Here is a 20771-nt window from a genome sequence, read left to right as displayed (position 1 = left end):
ATTGCTATCTGGGTTGTATGGCCTGATAACCTCCCGGAGCCGCCGTCGTGAACCCCCCGCCGCGTCAGTTGCGGCTGTTTGCGGCCACATTGGCGGGTATAGTCGGCGGCAACCGGTTGCCTGGGTCGCCTGATGCACGTTTCCCCTCATGTCCTGCCCCATATCCTGATTGTCGAGGACGATCGCGAGATCAGCGCGCTCGTCGCCCGTTATCTGGCGCAGAACGACATGCGGTGCGCCGCCGCGGCCGACGGCCGGCAGATGGACCGCCTGTTGCGCGCCGGCCGGATCGATCTGATCGTGCTCGACCTGAACCTGCCCGGCGAGGACGGCCTCGCCATCTGCCGCAGGCTGCGTCAGTCGTCGGCCGTGCCGATCATCATGCTGACGGCGCGCAACGAGGACGTGGACCGGATCATCGGTCTTGAAATGGGGGCCGACGACTACCTCGCCAAGCCGTTCAATCCGCGCGAGCTGCTGGCGCGCATCCGCGCCGTGCTGCGCCGCCGCGACAACCCCCATGCGGCGGCCGAAGAAGTCCGCGCCTTCACCTTCCTGGGCTGGACGCTTGATGCGGCGGCGCGCAAACTGAGCAATCCGGAGGGCGTGCGCATCGCCGTGACCGGCGCCGAATTCGAACTGCTGCGGGCGCTGTGCGAGCACGCCGGGCGGGTGCTGTCCCGCGATGCCCTGCTCGATCTGACCCAGGGACGCGCGGCGGCGCCCTTCGAACGCAGCGTCGACGTGCTGATCAGCCGGCTGCGGCAGAAGATCGAGCGCGATCCGCGCGACCCCGACATCATCAGGACCATCCGCTCCAGCGGCTACCTGTTCACGCCCGCCGTCGAACGCAGATGACCCTGCGTCTCCGGCTGCCCTCCCGCATCGCCAGCCAGATCGCCATGCTGGTCATTGGCGCCGTGGCGCTGCTGCAACTGCTGGTGGCTGGCTCCCTGTTCCTGCTGGCGCCGCGCCCGCTGCATGGTCCGCCGGAACTGGCTCCGGCGGCGGCGGTGGCGAAACTGGTCGCCGCGGCGCCCTCCGGGTTGCGGCGACAGATCCTTGACGTGGCCAACGCCGCCGATCCCGCTTTCCGCTTCAGCTTCGCCCAGGGGCAGCCGCCGTCAGCCGATGTGGAACAGGCGCACCCGGTCGTGCGGGGGCTCGGCCGGAGGCTGGGCCCGGATTTCCATGTCTGGGCCCCAGCCAGCGCCATCAGGGGCTCGGAAGGCGCTCCGGACGCATTGATGATCGCCTTGCCGGGCGGGCAGGTTCTCCAGGTCGCGCTGGCCGAGGGGCTGCTTGGCGCGCCGCCGCCGCGGCCTTTCCCGATTTTCATCGTGGCGACGCTGGCGCTGGTCACCGTCAATATCGGCGTGCTGACCATCTGGGCCTCGCGCGGCGTCACCGCGCCGCTGGCGCGTTTCGCCACGGTGGCGGAGGAGTTTTCGGTCGATCGCGATCCGGCGCCCTTGCGCGAGGAGGGGCCGGCGGAAATCCGCGCCGCGGTGCGGGCGCTCAACCGCATGCGCGATCGCATCCATTCCATGTTTGCTGACCGCACGCAGATGCTGGCCGCCGTCAGCCACGATTTGCGCACGCCCATCACCCGCATGCGCCTGCGGGCTGAATTCATCGAGGAGCCGGGGCTGAAGGCGCAGTTCACCCGCGACCTGTCGCAGATGGACGCGATGGTGCAGGGCGCGCTGTTTTTCCTGCGCGACGGCGACCAGAAGGAGCCGGCGTCGCCGGTCGATCTGCCCAGCCTGTTGCAAACCATCGCCGATACGTTTGGCGATATGGGCCGGGACGTGAGTTATGAGGGGCCGCGCCAGGCAGTGGCGCAGGGTCACGCCAGGCAACTGGAGCGGGCGGTGGTCAACCTGGTGGAAAACGCCGTCCGCCATGGCGCGATTGTCGTTATTCGCCTGCGCCAGATGCGCCTGCCTGGGGACGCGTCCGCCCTTGCGATCGAAGTGGTCGACGATGGTCCCGGCATTGCGGCGGCGGACCGGCAACGGCTGCTGAAACCGTTCACGCGCGGCGACGCGGCGCGGCGCCAGAGCGACGCTGAAGGCTTTGGGCTTGGTCTGTCGATCGCCCAGTCGATCGCCGCCGCCCATGGCGGCGAACTCACCCTGCATGATTATCAGCCGAGGGGGCTGCTGGCGCGGATCACCCTGCCGGCGGGCGGACCCGCCGCCTGAGGGCGCGTGTCGTCGCATCAGGTTGCCGCAGATACAATTTTCCATGGCGCGGAAACATTCAGCAACACTGGCGCCGGCTTTTGGTCCAGGCTCGTGACCATTGTTCCTGCCGAAACTGCGGGAACGCCATGTCCATGCCAACGCCCATTCTGACAAAGCTCTATCGCCGCGCCGTCATCAATGGCGCGGTGTCGGTGATGAGCATCGCCCTGGCGTCGTTGTCCGGGCCCTCGAAAACCGGCCAGCATCCGGTGGAGCCGCCACGTCTGGCGGCCAGCGGCAAGGTCATTGACCGACTGGTGGAATCCAGCGTCGCCGACGCCAATTTCATCCAGCGGGCCGCGCTGGCGCCGACGGGGCGCGACCAGTTCGCCGCCATTCCACTGTCGCTGGCGGTGGACGGGCCGCAACTGGTCCCGACGCGCGCCATGGTCGCCGGTGCGGGGGCCGCGCCCGTCGCCGCCACGACCAGCCGGCGGGCAGCGCGGGTGGCGATGGCGTCGGCTTCCCGTTCCCGCATGCAGGCGATGGCTCCGTTGCCGCCGCAACGGCCGGCGGCGCGACAGCCGGCGCCGGACAGCGTGGTGATCGCGGAGACGAAGCTGGAGCATCCGTCATTGGGAACGCGGGTGATTGGCGGCGCTGTGGTGGCCCTCGACGCCACCTGGGCGCTGTTGACGCGTTCCCTGTGACCATGACTGACGCGACGCCCGTTGACGCGCGGCTTCCCGCCCGCAGCCGCTTTGGCGCGATGTTTGTCGGGCTTGCCCGGCGCTGGCGCGCCGCCATTGACGCCAGTCTGGCCGGGCTTGACCTGACCGACGCCACCCTGGGGCCGCTGGCGCAGATCGCCCGCTGTGGCGATGGCGTTTCGCAGAAGGAACTGGCGGCCGCCGTGGGCGTCGGCGGCTCGACGCTGGTGCGGTTGCTCGACATCCTTGTGGCGAGGGGCCTCGTGGAGCGCCAGCAGGATCGGGCCGACCGTCGCGCCAATCTGCTGTATCTGACCCCGGCCGGCCGCGCCGCCCTGCGACGGATCGAAACCATCCTTGCTTCGGTTGAAGACGAGATGCTGGCCGATATGGACGAGGACGCCCTGGAAAGCCTGACGCGGGCGCTGGAGAAAATCGACGCCCGCATCGCTGCGGCCGCCTGCGCCGGGCCGGCGCATGGCGCCAGCCGCCGCAGGGCGTAGCCGGGGTGGATCGTCTCCCCATCAATTTCTGACCAGAGAATTTGATCCGCCGGTTTTCTGCCGGGGGGCTGGTCTGGTGATTTTTGATCAGACGATTTTTGCCGGCCGGCCGGATTCCGCTTGCAGCCCCGGTGAAAGGCCTGTTAGAAAAATCGAAATAAGATAAGTTATGTTATTGTTGACCCGAAAACGGGCGACGATCAGGGAATGGAAACGCCTGCTGCATTTGCAGGGAGGGGGAAACATGACTGGCATTTCGCGCCGCACCTTCACCATGGGCGCCGCCATGTCGCTGGCGGCGCCCGCCATCGTTCGCGCCGCCGGCGACAAGCCGTTGCGCATCGGCGTGCTCGCCGACATGAACGGCCCGTATTCCAATCTGTCCGGCGTCAGCGCCGTCACCGCCGTGCGCCTCGCCGTGGAGGATTTTCACAAGGAGAAGCCGGATATTCCGGTGGAGGTGGTGCAGGCGGATTTCCAGCTCAAGCCGGACATCGGCCTCGCCGTCGCCCGCAACTGGTTCGACGCCGGCGACGTGCACGCCATCGCCGACATTCCCATGTCGGCCCTGGCGCTGGGCATCACCGAACTGGCCCGCGACCGCAATCGCGTCGGCCTGTTCACCGGCACGGCCACCGAGGATCTCACCGGCAAGTTCTGTGGTCCCAACCATGTGCACTGGACCTATGACAGTTATGGCATGGCCAGCACCGTGGCCAACGCCATCATGGACAAGAAGCTCGACACCTGGTTCTTCATCGCCGCCGACTACGCCATGGGCGCCTCGGTGGTGCGCGACGCCTCGCAGATCATCGAGAAGCGCGGCGGCAAGGTGCTCGGCGTGGTGCGCCATCCGTTCCCCGGCTCCGGCGATTTCTCCAGCTATCTGCTGCAGGCGCAGCAGAGCGGCGCCAAGGTCATCTGCTTCGCCAACGCCGGCGACGATCTGGTCAACTGCATCAAGCAGGCCAATGAGTTCAACATCACCGGCAACGGGGCCATTCTCACCGCCATGCTGATGGACGCGCCGCAGGTGCACTCCATGGGCCTGAAGGATGCGCAGGGCATCTATTACGCCAACGGTTTTTATTGGGACCGCGACGACGCCACCCGCGCCTTCACCCAGCGCCTGCTGCCGTTCGTCAAGGATCTGCGGCCAGCCCAGAACATCGCCGGGGCCTATTCGGCGTCGCTGCATTACCTGCGGGCCGCCGCGGCCGTGGGGCCAGAGGTCGCCCGCAAGAACGGCGCCGCCGTGGTGGCGAAGATGAAGGAATTGCCGGTCGCCGACCCCCTGTTCGGTCCGGCGCGCATCGCTCCGAACGGCCGGCTGATGAACCGCATGTATCTGTGCCATGTGCGCAAGCCGGCGGAGTCGAAGGGCCCGTGGGACTACGTGACCATCGCCGGCGTCGTGCCGCCGGAGCAGGCGTTCCGTCCCCTGTCCGAAGGCGCCTGCAAACAGGCGGGTTGAGCGACGGTCATCTGAAAATGGCCGGCGGCGGCGCTTGGGGTCCGCCGGCCCTGACACGCCGTGCGGGCCACGTCGCAGGCAACCCCATCAAAGTTCAGTCCCGCCAGCTGGGAGAGAGCGCCATGCTCCAGAACATCGTGCAAACAACCTTGCGCCGGCTCGCCCCCGCGCGCCTTGCCGCTGGCCTCATGGTCGCGGCTGTGACGGCGCCTTGCGCCTATGCGGCCGACCGTTACACGGGGCCGGGCGTCACCGCTGACGAAATCCGCATTGGGCAGACCATGCCCTATAGCGGGCCGGCCTCCGCTTATGGTCAGCTTGGCAAGGCCGAAGCGGCCTATTTCCGTTATCTGAACGACCGTGGCGGCATCAACGGCCGCAAGATCCGCTTCCTGTCGCTGGATGACGGCTACAGCGCGCCGAAGGCGCTGGAGGGCGTGCGCAAGCTGGTGGAGAGCGACGACGTCGCCCTGATTTTCGGTACGCTGGGCACCGCCAACAATCTGGCGATCCGCGCCTGGCTCAATGGCAAGAAGGTTCCGCAACTGTTCGTCGCCGGCGGCTCACAGGCGTTCAACGATCCGAAGCACTTCCCCTGGACCACGGCCTGGCAGCCAGCCCTGTATCGCGAGGGAATCTTCTTTGGTCAGCAGACGGCCAGGCGCACGCCGCAGGCCAAAATCGGCGTGCTCTACCAGAATGATGATTTCGGCAAGGAGTTGCTGGCCGGGCTGCGCTCCGGGCTTGGCGACAGGGCCGGGCAGATCGCCACCGCACAGAGTTTCCAGGCGACCGATCCAACCATCGACTCGCAGATCATCAATCTGAAAGAGGCGGGCGTCGACGCGGTGTTCCTGTTCGCCTATTCGCGCCAGGCGGCCCAGGCCATCCGCAAGATCCATGAAATGGGCTGGAAGCCGCAGATCTATCTGACGCTCGGCTCGGCCTATATCGGCTCGACCTTCAAGCCGGCCGGCATTGAAGCCTCGACGGGGGTGATGACCGCCGGCTTCATCAAGGAGGCCACCGATCCGGCGTGGAAGGACGATGCGGCGGTGAAGGAATGGCGGGCCTGGTTCGACAAATATCTGCCCGGCGCCGATCCCTCGGATACGCTGAATATCGTCGGTTACGCCTATGCCCAGACCCTGGAGCAGGTGCTGCGCCAGGCTGGCGACGATCTGAGCCGAGAGAACATCCTGAAGCAGGTCGCCAACATGAAGAATGTGCGCATTCCGGTGCTGTTGCCCGGCAGCCTGATCAACACCACGCCGGACGATTACGCCGTGGTCACCCACATGCGCCTGCAACGGTTCAACGGCGCCAGTTGGGACGCGGTGGAATAGGGTCTGGCCGGACCTCCACGCTGGCTGGCGTCTTTCGTGCGTCGTGGCTGTAGGTATTGGTTGCGGCACCCACGTTTTTGCGCGCTGGCCATCCTTGCCGCGTCATGCCCGCGCCTGTCGCGGGCATCCGCGTTCTGGGGGTAGTCATGAGGCATGGGTTGGGGCGCAACTTCATGGATGGCCGGAACAGCTTCGGCCATCCATGAAGTGAGGCGGTGGCCGTGCCTGAGGCGTCAGCCTTTGCCGGCGGCGTCAGTCCGGGAGGCCAGCAGGTCAAAGGCTTCCTTGAAAAAGCGGCGACGGCCGCCGCTGTCAAACAATTGCAGGTGGGCGATGTTCACCGCCATCAGCATGCGGGAGCGCAGTTCGGCCTGCGACGCGTCGAAGCCCAGATCGCGGAAGGCGTCGGTGAGGAAGGCTAGCACCTGCGCTTCGGCCTCGCGCACGGTGGCGGCGGCGCGTGGGTCCATGGTGGCCCAGATGCGCATGGCGTGGTCGAGATCGAAGGTGCCCTCGACGACGCTGCGCCGCGCAAGTTCGCGCACCCGCGTTTCCGGGTCGGGATCGTCAAAGGAAGTCCGGTCGAGCACGCCGCGCACCCGGCCCATGCTGTAGCTGGCGGCCAGTTCTCCCAGATACTCCTCGAAGTCGCCGAAATGGTGATAGAAACTGCCGGTCGAAACGCCGAGCTTGCGGGTGAGGGGCGCCAGCTTCACGGACGAAATGCCGCCTTCGCGCAGAATGTCCTGGCCGGCGCTGATCCAGTCCTCACGGGTCAGGCGTTTGTCGGCGCGTCCGCGCCCGCCGGCTTCGCGCGCATCCCGTTCGTCGGCAGCCCGGGACCGGGATGGTCTGGCTTTCGGCGGCGAGGCGTCGGTCATCAGTCAGGCGTCCTTTCTGTTCTGCGTCTGCCTCATAACATCCATGCGCGGGGATGGCGACGCGGCGCAATTGACAATAACATAACTTATCTTATTCTGAAGTACATCAGGTTCTGGGCAGGGAGAACGCCCGCCGCAACCTGACCCGCGTCAGCCGTGCGCCGCCGTCCACGCCAGGCATATCCGGCGGGGCGGTTGGCGCTTCCGGTCGGGAGCGGGCAACGGAACGCGAGCAGAACGATGGTTCTGCTCCCCCGGCAAACGGAGGAAACAGATGAGCGGTCCACTGATTGTCGGCGTTGGCGGAACGACCCGCCAGAATTCATCGTCGGAGCTGGCCCTGCGCGCCGCGCTGCGCCATGCGCGCGCCGCCGGAGCCGAAACGGCGATCTTCACCGGCGCTGATCTCAATCTGCCGATGTATGGCGCCGGGGATGACAGCCGCACCGAAGCCGTCTCCCGATACATCGAGGCGCTGCGGCGCGCCGACGGCGTCATTCTCGCCTCGCCCGGTTATCATGGCTCCATCTCCGGCCTGCTCAAGAACGCGCTCGATTACATCGAGGATTTGCGCGACGACGCGGCGCCTTATCTCGACGGGCGGGCCGTTGGCTGCATCGTCAGCGCCTACGGCGCCCAGGCCATGGGCACGACGCTTTCCGCCATGCGCAGCATTGTCCACGCCCTGCGTGGCTGGCCGACGCCCATGGCCGCCGCCTTCAGCGCCGTGACGCCGGTGTTCGACGCCGAAGGACAGTGCGTTGACCCGGCCGCCGACCGGCAGTTTCGCATGATCGGCGAGCAGGTGGTGGAATTCGCCCACATGCGCGCCAGCCATCGCGCCGGCGCGCGCGATCTGGCCGCCACCGCGACGCTGCGGGTTGCCTGCGGCTGAGCGCGACCTGGTTTCTGACGCCGGACAAGGACGGTCAACCGTCCGCCGGCCTTGCGCCCCTCAGGGATGGGGCGACCGGAGGAAGCTCATGAACGGGGGAGAGGCATGAGGCTGGAAGCGACGGCGACCATCGACGCGCAGCAGGCGGACGCCGCCGGAGTCGCGCAGGCGGATCTGTCCGCATGGCTGGCGCCGGCCGCGCCCCACGGCGGGGTGGCGGCGGGGCTCAGGCTGTCGCAGGCGTTGCAGCGCTGCGTGCGTCTGCGCGGCCGCGAGATCGCCGTGGTCGACGGCGACGTCCGCCTGACCTGGCGCGCCTTCGCCGACCGGGCGACGCGTCTGGCCGGCGCCCTGCGCGCGCTCGGCATGCAGGACGGCGACCGGGTCTGCATGCTGGCGAACAACAGCCACCGCTATCTCGAGTTCTATTTCGGCGTCCCCTGGGGCGGCGGCGTGTTCACGCCGCTGAATTTCCGCCTCGCCCTGCCGGAACTGACCGCCATTGTCACGCACGCCGGGGCCGACATCCTGCTGGTGGACGACGCCTGGGCCGGCGCCGGCGCTGAACTGGCCGCGGCGACCGGCGTGCGCCGCGTCATCCATGCCGGCGACGGGCCAACGCCGCCTGGCATGCTCTCATACGAGGCGCTGCTGGCGGCGGCGGAGCCGGCGGAAGATCGCGGCCGCGGCGGCGACGACGTGGCGGCGCTGTTCTACACCAGCGGCAGCACCGGCGCGCCCAAGGGGGTGATGCACACCCACGCCAATATCCTGTTCAGCGCCGTGACCTATGCGGCGGCGATCCGTCTCGACGAGGAATCGACGGCGCTGATCTCCGGGCCGCTGTTCCATGTCGGCGCCGCCGGCATCTGTATTCCGGCCATGGTCGCCGGCGGGCGCGTCGTGCTGCTGCCGAAGTTCGAGCCCGCCGCGGTGGCGGAGGCCATCGGCGCCCATGGCGTGACCGTCACCTCGCTGGTGCCGACCATGTTGCGCATGTTGCTGGACGACCCGGCCAGCCGCCGTCACGATCTGACCAGCCTCGCCACCCTGCTTTACGGCGCCTCGCCCATGCCGGAGGCGCTGCTGAACGAGGCGCTGGCGCTGATGCCGTCGGCCCGCTTCATCCATTGCTACGGCATGACCGAGGCGACGGCCTCCTGCACCGCCCTGCCGTCGCGCTATGTCTCGACGCATCGCCACGAAGGGCGGGTGAAATCCTGTGGCCGGGCGCTGACCGGCCTCGACGTCGCTGTGTTCGATCCTGAGGGCGCGCCGTTGCCGCCGGGCGACATGGGCGAAATCGTCGTGCGCGGGCCGACCATCATGAAGGGCTACTGGCGCGAGCCGGAGTTGACGGCGCGGACGGTGCGCAACGGCTGGCTGCACACCGGCGACCTTGGCTACATGGACGAAGAGGGCTTCGTCTATCTTGTCGACCGCCTGAAGGACATGATCATCACCGGCGGCGAGAACGTTTATTCGTCGGAGGTGGAGGACGTGATCTACGCCATTCCGGGCGTGTCGCAATGCGCGGTGATCGGCATGCCGCACGAACGCTGGGGCGAGCAGGTGCACGCCGTCATCGCCATGGCGCCCGGCGTGGACCTGACGGAGGAAACGGTGATCGCCCACTGCCGCGCCCGCATCGCCCGTTACAAATGCCCGCGCTCGGTCGATCTGCGCAGCGAACCGCTGCCGCTGAGCGGAGCCAACAAAATCAACAAACCCCTGCTGCGCAAGCAATTGCAGACGCGAGACTGACCGGCGCCTGGAGCAGACGCCGCGCGAGAACTCGAAACGCCTACCTGGAAACGCCCACGGAGACTGGAAATGGCCCTGAAAACCCCTGAACAGTATTATGAATCCCTGCGCGATGGCCGCATCACCTTCTGGGATGGCCAGAATATTCCGGACATCACGAAGAGCGACCGTTTCCGCGTGCCGCTGGCGCTGATCGCCCACGACTATGAATATGACGATCCGGATCTCGGCCATCTGCGCCGCTACAAGACCGAGGACGGGTCGGAAGCGCACCGCATCTTCCAGGTGCCGCGCACGGCGGAGGATCTGCAGACCCGCGTCGAGATGCTGATGCACACCTCCATCGGCACGGCGGTGTCCGGCGTGTTCATGGCGCTGCTGCAGTGCGTCGATGATATTCGCGCCGTCAATCCGATGTACGCCGACAACATCGAGCGCATTTACAAATATTGTCGCGACAACGACCTGCGCGGGGCCGAGGTGATCACCGACCCCAAGGGCGATCGCAAGCGCCGGGCCCATGAGCAGGACGACCCGGATATGTATGTCCGCATCGTTGAGCGCCGCAAGGATGGCATTGTCGTGCGCGGCGCCAAGCTGCACATCACCGCCGCCTCGTGCATCCACGAACTGGTGGTGATGCCGACCAAGGGCATGCGCCAGGACGAGACCGACTACGCGGTGTCGTTCTCGATCCCGGTCAACACGCCCGGCGTCAAGATCATCAACCGCTCGTTCGCTCCAGCCGAACTGAACGCCTTCGACTATCCGGCCTCGTCGCACCATTCGATGCCGGAAGGCATGGTGATTTTCGACGACGTGTTCGTGCCGTGGGAGCGCGTCTTCCTCGCCGGCGAGGTGCAACTGGCCAGCAAGCTCGCCCAGTCGCTGGGCCTGTGGGAGCGCACCGGCGGCGTCATCGAGGCGGTGCGCATGTCGGAACTGTTTGTCGGTCTCGCCCAGCTCGTCACCGAGATGCAGGGCAAGGAAAACGATCCGATCGCCCAGAACTCGATCGCCGAGCTGATCACCTATGCCGAAATGCTGCGCATGTCGCTGGATTATTCGCTGCGGCATTATGAGACCACGCCGTCCGGCATGGTTCACCCCAACACCCTCGGCATCAACGCCGCCAAATACTATTACGCCGCCAACTTCCACCAGACGGTGAAGTATCTGCACGACCTCTCGGGCGGTCTGGTGCTGACGCTGCCGCTGGAGTCCGACCTGCGCAATCCGGAATCCGGCAAGTACATCCTGAAGTATCTGGCGACCAAGAAGACCGTGGACGTGGAGACGCGCATGCGCGTCTACAACATGATCCGCGACCTGACCGCCGACGCCTACGGCGGCTGGCAGTTCGTGGTCGCCCTGCAGGCCGGCGGCGGCCTGCCGGCCCAGCGGCTGATGATGAATCGCCTGTATCCGATGGAGCAGGCCCGCCAGCGCGCCCTGGCGGCGGCCGGCGCGACGCGCCGGCCCGGCGAGGCGAGGAAGGCGGCGGAGTAACGCGCGCCTGCCATGAGGCGCATGCAGGGGTGGCCGGCGTCGTGGACCATGACGCCGGCCATATCCCTTGTCATGATGGGATTGCCATACGGCGCAAGCAGACGCCGCGCCCGGCCAACGGGATATAACGAGCGGCGCGCCTGACGGGAGCAGGAGCAGGGCATGAACGCGATTTCCCCCGCCATTCCGGCGCATGCGGACGCACAGCTGGACAACGACGCCTTCCGCGCCCACGTGCGCGCCTGGCTGCGCGATAATCTGCCGGACGCGTTGACGCGCCGGAACCGCACGGCGGTGCATCCCACCCGGGACGACATGCTGGATATCTCCGCCATCCTGCATCGTAACGGCTGGTCGGTTCCCGGCTGGCCGGTCGAGGAGGGCGGAACCGGCTGGAGCCCCATGCAGCGCTACATCTTCGACGCCGAGCTGGTGGCGGCTGGCGCGCCCACCAACAATATTCAGGGCGTTGGTCTGGTCGGCCCGGTCATTGCCCGTTTCGGCACGCCGGAGCAGAAGGCGCGCTTCCTGCCGGACATCCGCGAGGGCAAGGTCTATTGGTCCCAGGGCTTTTCCGAACCAGGGGCCGGATCGGATCTCGCCTCCCTGCGCACCCGCGCCGTGCGCGAGGGCGACCATTACGTGGTCAATGGCCAGAAAATCTGGAATTCCCACTCGCACTTTTCCGACTGGATATTCTGCCTTGTGCGCACCGATCCTGACGCCAAACCCCAGAAGGGCATCTCCTTCCTGCTGGTCGATCTGAAATCACCCGGCGTCACCGTGCGGCCGATCCAGTCGATCGATGGCGGCGAGAGCCTGTGCGAGGTGTTCTTCGACAATGTCATCGTCCCTGCCGACCAGCTGGTGGGCGAGGAGAACCGGGGCTGGGACTACGCCAAATGGCTGCTCGGCAATGAGCGCGTGGCCACCGCCAATGTGCCGCGCAACAAGCGCAATCTGGCGCTGATCCGCGACATGGCGAAGGTGGAAAAGCGCTGGGGCCGGCCGCTGATCGAAAGCGCCGACCTGCGCCACCGCCTCGGCCAGCTCGAAATCGACATGCTGGCGCTGGAGGAGGCGGTGATGCTCGCGCTCGGCTCCGGCAGCGACGACGCCGGCCTGCCATCGGTGCTGAAGCTGGAAGGCACCCGCCTGCAGCAGGAAATCCTGCGCATGATGGTGGAGGTGCTGGGGCCTTATGGCGCCGCCTTCTATCCGGAGCCGAAGGATCGCGACGGCGCCTATCTGCCCGGTCAGCCGCACGCGGTCGACATGGTCGCGGATTTCCTGTTCATGCGCGCCGCCACCATCTATGGCGGCTCCAGCGAGGTGCAGCGCAACATTCTGGCGCGGCTGCTGCTGCGCGGGGAAACCGCGAACCATCGCGAACTGACAGATGACCAGCGCATGCTGGCGGACAGCGCCGCCGGCTTTGCCCGCAAGCATGACGCTTTCGGCAATCTGCGCAAGCGCCCGGCGACGCGCGACAATATCCGCGCCGTGCTGGCTAGTTTCGCGGAGATGGGCTGGACCGGCCTCGGCCTGCCGGAAGCCGCTGGCGGCTATGGCGGCGGCGCCGGCGATATCGCCGTCATCGCCGGGGAACTTGGCCGGGGGCTCGTCGCCGAACCGTTCATCGGTTGCGTCGTCGCGCCAGGCGCCCTGCTGGCGGCCTGCGGCGCCAGCGCGGATCTGGCGGCGCTGGTTTCGGGCGAAACGGTTTTCGCTGTCGCTCACGATGAACCAGAGGCGCGCGGCAAAACCCAATGGGTGACAACGCGCGCCCGCCGGGACGGCGACGGCTGGGTGCTGGACGGTCTGAAGTGCGTGGTCGCCGGGGCGACGGCGGCGGACGTGTTTCTGGTCAGCGCGCGCACCAGCGGCGGCGACGGCGATGCGGACGGGATCAGCCTGTTCCGCGTGCCGGCGACGGCGGCGGGCGTCGCCGTCAAACCGTTCCGCACCATCGACAACCAGCAGGTCGGCGACGTGGTGCTGGACGGCGCGCGGCTGGGCGCCGACGCCCTGATCGGCGCGGAGGGCCAGGCGTTCGCCGCCCTCGACGCCATGACGGCGCGGGCCATCATGGCGGCTTGCGCCGATGCGGTGGGCGCCATGGAGCAGGCGCTGTGGACCACGCGCGATTACATCCGCACGCGCCGTCAGTTCGGCGCCGCCCTGGCCGATTTCCAGGCGTTGCAGCACCGGCTCGCCGATATGTTCGTCGAGCTGGAACTGGCCCGCGCCAGCCTGGCGCGCGGTCTCGGCGCGCTGGATCTGGCTGATGCGGACGAGCGGCGGGCGCTGGTTTCAGCCAGCAAGGCCCGCATTGGCCGCGCCGGATTTCATGTCGGCGCCCAGGGCATCCAGTTGCACGGCGGCATGGGCATGACCGAGGAATGCGTCATCGGCCATTACTTCCGCCGGCTGAAGGTGTTCGACACGGCGTATGGCGACGGCCACTACCATGTCTGCGCTTGGGCGGACGCCGGGGCGAAGGCGGGGTAACAGGCTCCCCGACCTGAAGGCCAGACGTCGCCGGGGCGCGTCACAGGGCGCGCCCGCGAAGGCGGCGTTTTTTCCGGCGGGCCTCTTCACAGCCGGCGCTTTCCCCCTGGCATTTCCTCCCGGGGCATTCGTCCGCCGGCGCGTTGCGCGCCTTCGTTGACCTGGCGGCGCGCCAGCCCGGGTGAACACGTGCAAACATGACGGGCGGCCCCGGATTTCCGGAGCCGCCCGTTTTTGCGCTGGACGGCGTTGTTTCGTTTGGGAGTGGCGATCAACCGGCGTTGGCGCTGGCGGTCGAGACCGGAACGCCATAGGTCGCGGCGGTGACCGCGAGGGCGGCGGCTGCTGCTTCCCGGCCTTTGACCTTGAAATGATTGTAGAAATAGGTGGTGTGCTCGGCATGCTCATGGAAGTTGAGCGGCGTCAGCACCGCCGAGAGCACCGGAACGCCGGTGTCGAGCTGCACGCGCATCAGGCCCGAAATGACGGCGTCGGCGACGAATTCATGCCGGTAGATGCCGCCATTGACCACCAGGCCGGCGGCGACGATGGCGTCATGGCCGCCCTGTTCTGCCAGCTTTTTGGCCAGCAGCGGAATTTCATAAGCGCCGGGCAGCTCATAGAAATCGACAGCGACCTCACGACCGCTTTCGGCAATCGCCTCGCGGAAGGCGTCGCGGCTCTGGTCGACGATTTCGCGGTGCCAGGAGGCCTGGATGAAGGCGATGCGGGTGGGGCGGCGGGCGCTGGCGGCGCCGGAAACATTGGCCGAAGACACGTGTTGATTCATGATTGGCGTCCTTGTTGTTTGCCATGGCATGAATCAGGGCATACGGACGCACGACGGGCGCTGGCCTTGGGCGAAAATCTGTTTTCGCCGGGCTGGTCGCCCCTGCAACCGATCTCTTCCATCCGGACTGTAACCGTCGGCCCCGGAGTTACACCGGGTCTGCTGACCCCTGCGCGGCGTCGCGCGGCGCAAACCGGCGACCCGTGCAGGGCGCTCGCGGGCTTGCGGGCGCACAGGCGTTTCCGGAGGAACCGCCCAGGCAAACCGCTTACCGCCGGTGGGGAATTGCACCCCGCCCTGAGATCATCGCCCACCACACGAGGCGGGCGGGGCAATTGTTAGCCGTGTCCGGCGCGTCTGGCAATGCGTGGGTGTGGAAGACCGGCGCCGGCGATATGGGCGAAACCGTTTGCCGGACAGGGAGACGTTGTTGTTTGCGGGCGGCGCGGTTGCAATATTTGCAAGATTTTGCCGCGCCAGGCGGCCGGGGCGAAACAATGTTCCTGACGGGTCTGCCGCCAGATCCGGACGCCCGCTATCAAATGGCGGCGCGGCCGCGCCGCCTGAATATTACCTGCCCTGGCGACTGTCTTGGGCCTGCAGATAGCTTTTCGCGCCTTCCGCCGCCGCCGCGCCAAGGGCAAAACAGGCCTGGAGGAGGTAGCCGCCGGTGGGCGCGTCCCAGTCGAGCATTTCGCCGGCAACGAACACGCCGGGTTTTTTCACCAGCATCAGGTGGGCGTCGACTTCCGGCAGCGCCACGCCGCCACTGGTGGAGATGGCCCGCTCCAGCGGGGCCACGCCGGAGACGCTGAGCGGCAAGGCGCGAATGCGGCGGGCGAGCGCGGCGGCGTCGCCGGCCAGGCTGTCGACGCCCTCCGCCAGATCAATCTCACGCAGCAACGCCACCGCCACCGGGGCCAGGCCCGCCGCCTTGCGCAGCCAGGTGGCGCCGGATTTGCGGCCGCGCGGCCCGGCAAGCCGCGCCGCCAGCTCCTTCTGGTCGAGATCCGGACGCAGGTTCAGGGTCAGGCAGGCCTCGCCGTCGCGGGCCAGGGCGGCGCGGATGGCGCCGGAGAGCGCATAGACCACGCCGCCCTCCATGCCGCCGCGGGTGATGACCGCCTCGCCGCGCGCCGTCACGCCGTCACAGGTCAGGGCGATGCGCTTCAAAGGCTGGCCGGCGAATTTGTCCTGAAGATAGGCCGACCATCCGATCAGCGCGCCGCTGTTTGAAGGCGCCAGCGGCGTCACGGCGACACCTGCGTCCGCCAGCGGCCCGGTCCAGCCGCCATCGGCGCCAAGGCGCGGCCAGCTGGCGCCGCCGGTCGCCAGAACGACGACGTCCGGCGTGATCGAAAACGCGCCGTCCGGGCCATCGAACGCCAGGGCGCCGTCGGCGCTCCAGCCGCGCCATGTGCAGCGGGTGTGCAAGGCGACGCCGGCCTGATCGAGGCGGCGCAGCCAGGCGCGCAGCAGCGGCGAGGCCTTGAAGCTCTCCGGAAACACCCGGCCGCTGGAGCCAGTGAACGTCGGTTCGCCGAGATCCGCCGCGAAGGCGCGCAGGGCGTCGGGCGGGAAGGCGTCGATCATCCCGCTCAGCCATGGGGCCGCGTCGCCGTAGCGGCGCAGGAAGGCGTCGCGCGGCTCCGAATGGGTGAGGTTCAGGCCGCCCCGGCCCGCCAGCAGCAATTTGCGCGCCGGGCTGGGCATGCGCTCGTAAACGGTGACGGCGAGACCGGCGCCGGCCAGGGCGCTCCGCCGCCATCAGGCCCGCAGGGCCGGCGCCGATGACGGCGGCGACGCGGGGGGCGGGAGACGGGGAGACGGGGGAATTCATCGCAAAGCTTTCGTTCGGCGCCGCGGGAACGTCAGGCGCGGACCACCGGGGCCCGATTTCGGCGGGCAGGCGAGCTGGCCGCGTCTTTCCTTATGGAAGCCGGCGTATTGTGCAAGCCAGCATTGCTGGGGCGCGATGTCCAGAACTGTCTGGTCGAGGCCGCATCGTCATGAGCCCCCCTGTGGCGCCATACTCCGGCATGCCTGCGATTCGCGAACGTTACGCCGCCATTTTGAGCTCCCTGACGGACCGGCGCCATGCCCTGATGCTGGTGTTCGGCTTCAGTTCGGGGCTGCCTTTCCTGCTCGTGTTTGGCACGTTGTCCGCGTGGCTACGCGAGGCCGGCGTGTCGCGCACGGAAATTGGCCTGCTGAGTTGGGTGGCGCTGGCCTATTCCTTCAAATTTGTCTGGGCCCCGGCGGTGGACCGGCTTGATCCGCCCCTGCTCGCCCGCTGGCTGGGGCGGCGGCGCGCCTGGATGATGCTGGCGCAATGCGGCGTGGCGGCCGGTCTGGTCGGCGTCGCCATGTCAGACCCGGCGGTCTTTCTGCCGGGACTGATCGGCTTCGCCCTGCTGGTGGCCTTCGCCAGCGCCACCCAGGATGTCGCCGTGGACGGCTGGCGCATCAACGCCGCGCCGCAGGACGGGCAGGCCATGCTGGCGGCCATCTACCAGCTGGGATACCGGCTCGCGCTGCTCTGCTCCGGAGCAGGGGCGTTGTATATCGCGGATTTCGTCAACTGGCGCAGCGCCTATCTCGCCATGGCGGTGTTGATGCTGGTCGGCATGGCTGGCGTGCTGGCGGCGCCGCGGCTGGCGGAGGACACGGCCCCATCACGGCCACGCAGCTGGCGCGCGACGATCGGCGAGGCGATCGTGGAGCCGTTCAGCGATCTGGCGCGGCGCAAGGGGCCCGCCCTGGCGCTGATCCTGGCGCTGATCGCGCTGTACCGGTTGCCGGATTTCGTCGCCGGGGTGATGGCCAACCCGCTTTATATCGACATGGGGTTCTCCAAATCCGAGATCGCCAGCGTGTCGAAGGTGTTCGGCGTCTGGGTCGGCATCGCCGGCGCCTTTGCCGGCGGCGTGGCGGCGGCCCGTTTCAGCGTCATGCCCTGCCTCGTCTTCGGCGGCGTGGCGGCGGCGGCCTCCAACCTGATGTTCGCGTGGCTGGCCGTGCGCGGGCATGACCTGTCGCTGCTCACCCTGTCGATCAGTCTCGACAATTTCGCCAGCGGCTTCGCCGGCTCGGTGCTGATCGCCTACATGTCCGGGTTAACCTCGCCGGCCATGGCGGCCACGCAATATGCGTTGCTCAGTTCGCTTTACGCCTTGCCGGGAAAATTTGTCGGCGGCGCCTCCGGACTGCTGGCGGACAGGTTCGGTTATCCGTGGTTCTTCATTTGCACGGCGTTGGTGGGCGTGCCCGTGGCGATCCTGTCGCTCGCCGTGTGGCGCATGGAGCGTCGGGCGGAAGCGCTTGCGCGCCAGTTGCCGGAGCCGGACGTCGTTGCGCGGGAGGGCGCGGGCTGAATCGCCGGAAACAAGGGCGGCGCAAAGGAACGGACAGGCGACGCGGTCCCGTTCCCGCTCTTTCGGTTTTGCCCTGCGGGCCGTCGCGTGATGCCTTCGGGCAGGCGGGCGCGACGCCCCAAAGTGTTTGTTGTCAGGACCGGCGGCGCCGACAGCGCTCCGCCAGGATGGGAGAGCCATGGATCTCGTCGTAACGGCCGCCAAGCACGTGTTGCTGGTGGTGATCGGGCTGCTGCCGATCATGAACCCCGTCAGCATGGCGCCGCTGTTTTTGAGCCTGACCCGTCAGGGGTCGGCGCAGTTCAGGCAACAGCAGGCGCGCAAATCAGCGCTGTACGCCATCGCCATTCTCGTGGCGTTTTTCCTGCTCGGCAACGGCATCATCGCGCTGTTCGGCATCTCGCTTGCGGGCATCCGCATCGCCGGCGGCCTCATCGTGCTCGTGCTGGCGTTCCGCATGCTGTTCTCCGGCGACGGGGAGGCGGATACGGTGAAGGGCGGGCCGGACGCCATCAAGCGGGCCGAGGTGGACATTTCATTTTCGCCGATCGCCATGCCGGGCCTCGCGGGGCCAGGCTGCATCGCCATCGTGATGGGCTACGGTTCGCAAATCCCGGCCGATCACCAGATTCTGGGCTACGCCGTGGTCCTGGCCGGCATCGTCATCACTGGCGTCATCGCATGGATCGTGCTGGCTGGCGCCGACTGGCTGGCCCGCTTTCTTGGCGAGCATGGCATTCAGGCGGTCACCAAGATCATGGGCTTCCTGCTGGCCTGCATCGCCGTGCAGTTCATCGCCTCGGGCGTGCGGGAATTCGTGCACTCCATGGCGTGATGGCAAATAGCCCCGGCGGGGACATTTTCCGGCGCTCACAGCGTGTGCTCGCCGGAAACTGCGTCAACCCCGCCGGGGCGTTTCATTCATGGGCGCCCCTGAGGAGGCTCAGGCCACCTTGACCAGCAACTTGCCGAAGTTCTTGCCGCGAAGCAGGCCGATAAACGCCTCGGGGGCCTTGTCGAGGCCTTCGACAATGTCTTCCCGGTAACGGATCTTGCCATCGCGGAGCCACTGGCTCATGTCGCGCTGGAACGCCGGGCCGTCAGTGGCGAAGTCAGAGACGATAAAGCCGCGGATGGTGAGCCGTTTCGTCAGCGCCTGGCGCATCAGGCCGGGCAGGCGATCCGGCCCCTCGGGCGCGGCGGTGTCATTGTAATGCGCGATGAGGCCGCACAGGGGAATGCGGGCGAAGTCGTTGAACAGGGGGAACACCGCGTCCCACACCGCGCCGCCGACATTCTCGAAATAGACGTCGACGCCGTCCGGGCAGGCGGCCTTCAGCTTCGCTTTCATATCCGGGTCGCGGTGATCAACGGCGGCGTCGAAGCCAAGCTCATCAATCAGAAATTTGCATTTCTCCGGGCCGCCAGCGATGCCGACCGCGCGGGCGCCCTTGATTTTGGCGATCTGCCCCACCAGCGCGCCGACGGCGCCGGTCGCGGCGGCGACGACGACGGTTTCGCCGGCCTTCGGCTGGCCGATGTTGAGCAGGCCCGTGTAGGCGGTCATGCCCGGCATGCCGAGCGCGCCGAGGTGGCTCTGGATCGGCGCCGCGGCGGGGTCGATCTTGCGCAGGTCCGAGCCGTCGGTGACGTAATAACCCTGCCAGCCGGCGTAGCCGAGGACCACGTCGCCGGGCTTGAAGGCGTTATTGCTGGAGGCTTCCACCTGACCCACGGTGCCGCCGACGATAACGTCTCCCGGCTGCAGGGAGCGGGCGTAGGATTTGGCCTCACTCATGCGGCCGCGCATGTAGGGGTCCAGCGACAGCCACAGGGTTTTCACCAGAACCTGACCTGGGCCAGGCGAGGGCGCTTCCGTATCGACGATTCCGAAATCGGTCAGTTTGGGCTCGCCGACCGGGCGCGCGGCCATGGTGACCTGGCGATTGACTGGCATCGTTTCTCTCCCTGTTTACCGTTTGATTTGCCTGGGGCGTCACGGGGCCCGGACATGACGGTCATGGGGAACGACCTGGCGCATGTCTCCGGCGGCCTTGCCCGCAGCATGGCCGCACAGTTCCATGCGGGGCGCCGGCGCGCAAGACACAGGGCGCGACGCCAGTCTTCGTCAGATTCTGGCGAGGTTAGAGCCAGGTCCTCGTCAAGTCCTGTCCCTGTTCTGGCGCCGCCAGGAGCGCGCGTCAGCGTCGCGCGACCGGCAGTCCGGCCCGAAAACAGGGGGTGGTCAGGCGACGTCTGTCTGAAGCTGGCGGTTCAGCGACGCGGCGTGCTGGCGTCGCAAAGGCTGCGCCCGGGGCCGCCCGGCCCGCCGTCGGGGCCCGGCACCGTGGCGTCGCACCATGACGAACTGACCCAGCGGCCGTTGAGGAAGACCTCTCCGCGCGGCGCCGTTTGCCGGGCTTGTGGCGCGCTGCTTCGGCTCGCCCCATGGCGTGACGCCGCTTCGGCCGCCTCAAACGCGAATGCGGCGGCGGCCAGGGCGGAGCAGGCGGCGAGCGTGGCGCCGCCCCAGCGGCGCGCCAGTCGGAGCCCCGGCGCGGCGCCGGACAGGCCGCCCGACGCCGCCATGACGGTCGTCTCCGTTGCGGACTGATGTTTCAGGCGCGGATTCCGGAACAGCGTGGTCATCGTCAGGCTCCCGAATGGTCTGCGCCCCATGGCGGCGCAGCAGGGCGGTGTTCCCGCCTGTCAATGGATTTGCATCCTGCAACCCTGGATTTCAAGTGAGACGCGGCTGACTCCCAAAGGCGTGACAGCACACGGAAACGCGGCGTAGATAGCTTCCCTTGCGTCATATTCAGGAG

The 20771-nt window shown here is 67.6% G+C and carries 17 protein-coding genes and 1 riboswitch; of the genes, 12 read left to right on the top strand and 5 right to left on the bottom strand.

The window, feature by feature from the left end; translation table 11 throughout:
• Positions 1–132 precede the first annotated feature (132 nt).
• From IE243_RS13385 to IE243_RS13360, 6 genes are all read left to right on the top strand, one after another.
• Positions 133–858 (top strand): response regulator, encoded by a 726-nt coding sequence (locus IE243_RS13385; protein ID WP_191319889.1) that lies wholly within the window; start codon positions 133–135, stop codon positions 856–858.
• The gene (locus IE243_RS13380; protein WP_191319888.1) at positions 855–2207 is read left to right on the top strand and encodes an ATP-binding protein; all 1353 of its coding nucleotides are present in this window, start codon (positions 855–857) and stop codon (positions 2205–2207) included. Before IE243_RS13385 ends, IE243_RS13380 begins: the two co-directional genes overlap by 4 nt.
• Positions 2208–2341: 134 nt before the next feature.
• Entirely contained in the window at positions 2342–2899 is a 558-nt protein-coding gene (locus tag IE243_RS13375) for a hypothetical protein (protein ID WP_191319887.1), read from the top strand.
• A 2-nt stretch (positions 2900–2901) separates the two neighbouring features.
• Positions 2902–3402: a MarR family winged helix-turn-helix transcriptional regulator gene (locus IE243_RS13370; protein ID WP_191319930.1), complete on the top strand. Its 501-nt coding sequence runs from the start codon at positions 2902–2904 to the stop codon at positions 3400–3402.
• Between the two features lie 244 nt (positions 3403–3646).
• The gene (locus IE243_RS13365; RefSeq protein WP_191319886.1) at positions 3647–4876 is read left to right on the top strand and encodes an ABC transporter substrate-binding protein; all 1230 of its coding nucleotides are present in this window, start codon (positions 3647–3649) and stop codon (positions 4874–4876) included.
• A 122-nt stretch (positions 4877–4998) separates the two neighbouring features.
• Positions 4999–6222, top strand: coding sequence for an ABC transporter substrate-binding protein (locus IE243_RS13360; RefSeq protein ID WP_191319885.1), 1224 nt, complete (start codon positions 4999–5001; stop codon positions 6220–6222).
• A 233-nt stretch (positions 6223–6455) separates the two neighbouring features.
• Here IE243_RS13360 and IE243_RS13355 read toward each other — a convergent pair whose 3' ends face one another.
• A complete protein-coding gene (locus tag IE243_RS13355; protein WP_191319884.1) occupies positions 6456–7103 on the bottom strand; it encodes a TetR/AcrR family transcriptional regulator in 648 nt (215 codons plus the stop codon).
• Between the two features lie 274 nt (positions 7104–7377).
• Between IE243_RS13355 and IE243_RS13350 the strand changes: the two genes are divergently transcribed.
• From IE243_RS13350 to IE243_RS13335, 4 genes are all read left to right on the top strand, one after another.
• Positions 7378–7998, top strand: a complete 621-nt coding sequence (locus IE243_RS13350; protein ID WP_191319883.1) for an NADPH-dependent FMN reductase — start codon at positions 7378–7380, stop codon at positions 7996–7998.
• A 105-nt stretch (positions 7999–8103) separates the two neighbouring features.
• A complete protein-coding gene (locus tag IE243_RS13345) occupies positions 8104–9762 on the top strand; it encodes an acyl-CoA synthetase (protein ID WP_191319882.1) in 1659 nt (552 codons plus the stop codon).
• A 69-nt stretch (positions 9763–9831) separates the two neighbouring features.
• A complete protein-coding gene (locus tag IE243_RS13340; RefSeq protein ID WP_191319881.1) occupies positions 9832–11271 on the top strand; it encodes a 4-hydroxyphenylacetate 3-hydroxylase N-terminal domain-containing protein in 1440 nt (479 codons plus the stop codon).
• A 162-nt stretch (positions 11272–11433) separates the two neighbouring features.
• A complete protein-coding gene (locus IE243_RS13335; protein WP_191319880.1) occupies positions 11434–13782 on the top strand; it encodes an acyl-CoA dehydrogenase family protein in 2349 nt (782 codons plus the stop codon).
• A gap of 271 nt (positions 13783–14053) precedes the next feature.
• On the opposite strand, the gene IE243_RS13330 is transcribed toward IE243_RS13335, so the two are convergent.
• Complete coding sequence (locus IE243_RS13330) at positions 14054–14572, bottom strand: 6,7-dimethyl-8-ribityllumazine synthase (protein ID WP_191319879.1); 519 nt, start codon at positions 14570–14572, stop codon at positions 14054–14056.
• Positions 14573–14678: 106 nt separating this feature from the next.
• A riboswitch (FMN riboswitch) is annotated at positions 14679–14881 on the bottom strand.
• 261 nt (positions 14882–15142) lie between these two features.
• Entirely contained in the window at positions 15143–16285 is a 1143-nt protein-coding gene (locus IE243_RS13325; protein WP_308432046.1) for a TIGR03862 family flavoprotein, read from the bottom strand.
• A gap of 296 nt (positions 16286–16581) precedes the next feature.
• Between IE243_RS13325 and IE243_RS13320 the strand changes: the two genes are divergently transcribed.
• Both IE243_RS13320 and IE243_RS13315 read left to right on the top strand, forming a co-directional pair.
• Positions 16582–17946 carry an AmpG family muropeptide MFS transporter gene (locus IE243_RS13320; RefSeq protein ID WP_244643151.1) on the top strand — a complete coding sequence of 455 codons (1365 nt, stop codon included), beginning with the start codon at positions 16582–16584 and terminating at the stop codon, positions 17944–17946.
• A 178-nt stretch (positions 17947–18124) separates the two neighbouring features.
• Positions 18125–18781 carry a MarC family NAAT transporter gene (locus tag IE243_RS13315; RefSeq protein ID WP_191319878.1) on the top strand — a complete coding sequence of 219 codons (657 nt, stop codon included), beginning with the start codon at positions 18125–18127 and terminating at the stop codon, positions 18779–18781.
• Positions 18782–18889: 108 nt separating this feature from the next.
• Here IE243_RS13315 and curA read toward each other — a convergent pair whose 3' ends face one another.
• Together curA and IE243_RS13305 are read right to left on the bottom strand one after the other, a co-directional pair.
• Positions 18890–19903 (bottom strand): NADPH-dependent curcumin/dihydrocurcumin reductase, encoded by a 1014-nt coding sequence (curA, locus tag IE243_RS13310; protein WP_191319877.1) that lies wholly within the window; start codon positions 19901–19903, stop codon positions 18890–18892.
• Between the two features lie 317 nt (positions 19904–20220).
• Complete coding sequence (locus IE243_RS13305) at positions 20221–20595, bottom strand: hypothetical protein (RefSeq protein ID WP_191319876.1); 375 nt, start codon at positions 20593–20595, stop codon at positions 20221–20223.
• Positions 20596–20771: the final 176 nt, after the last annotated feature.

This window comes from Camelimonas fluminis (assembly GCF_014656355.1).
Taxonomy (GTDB): domain Bacteria; phylum Pseudomonadota; class Alphaproteobacteria; order Rhizobiales; family Beijerinckiaceae; genus Camelimonas; species Camelimonas fluminis.
The sequence above is the reverse complement of the archived record's forward strand: the minus strand, read 5'-3'. Positions and strand labels throughout refer to the sequence as shown.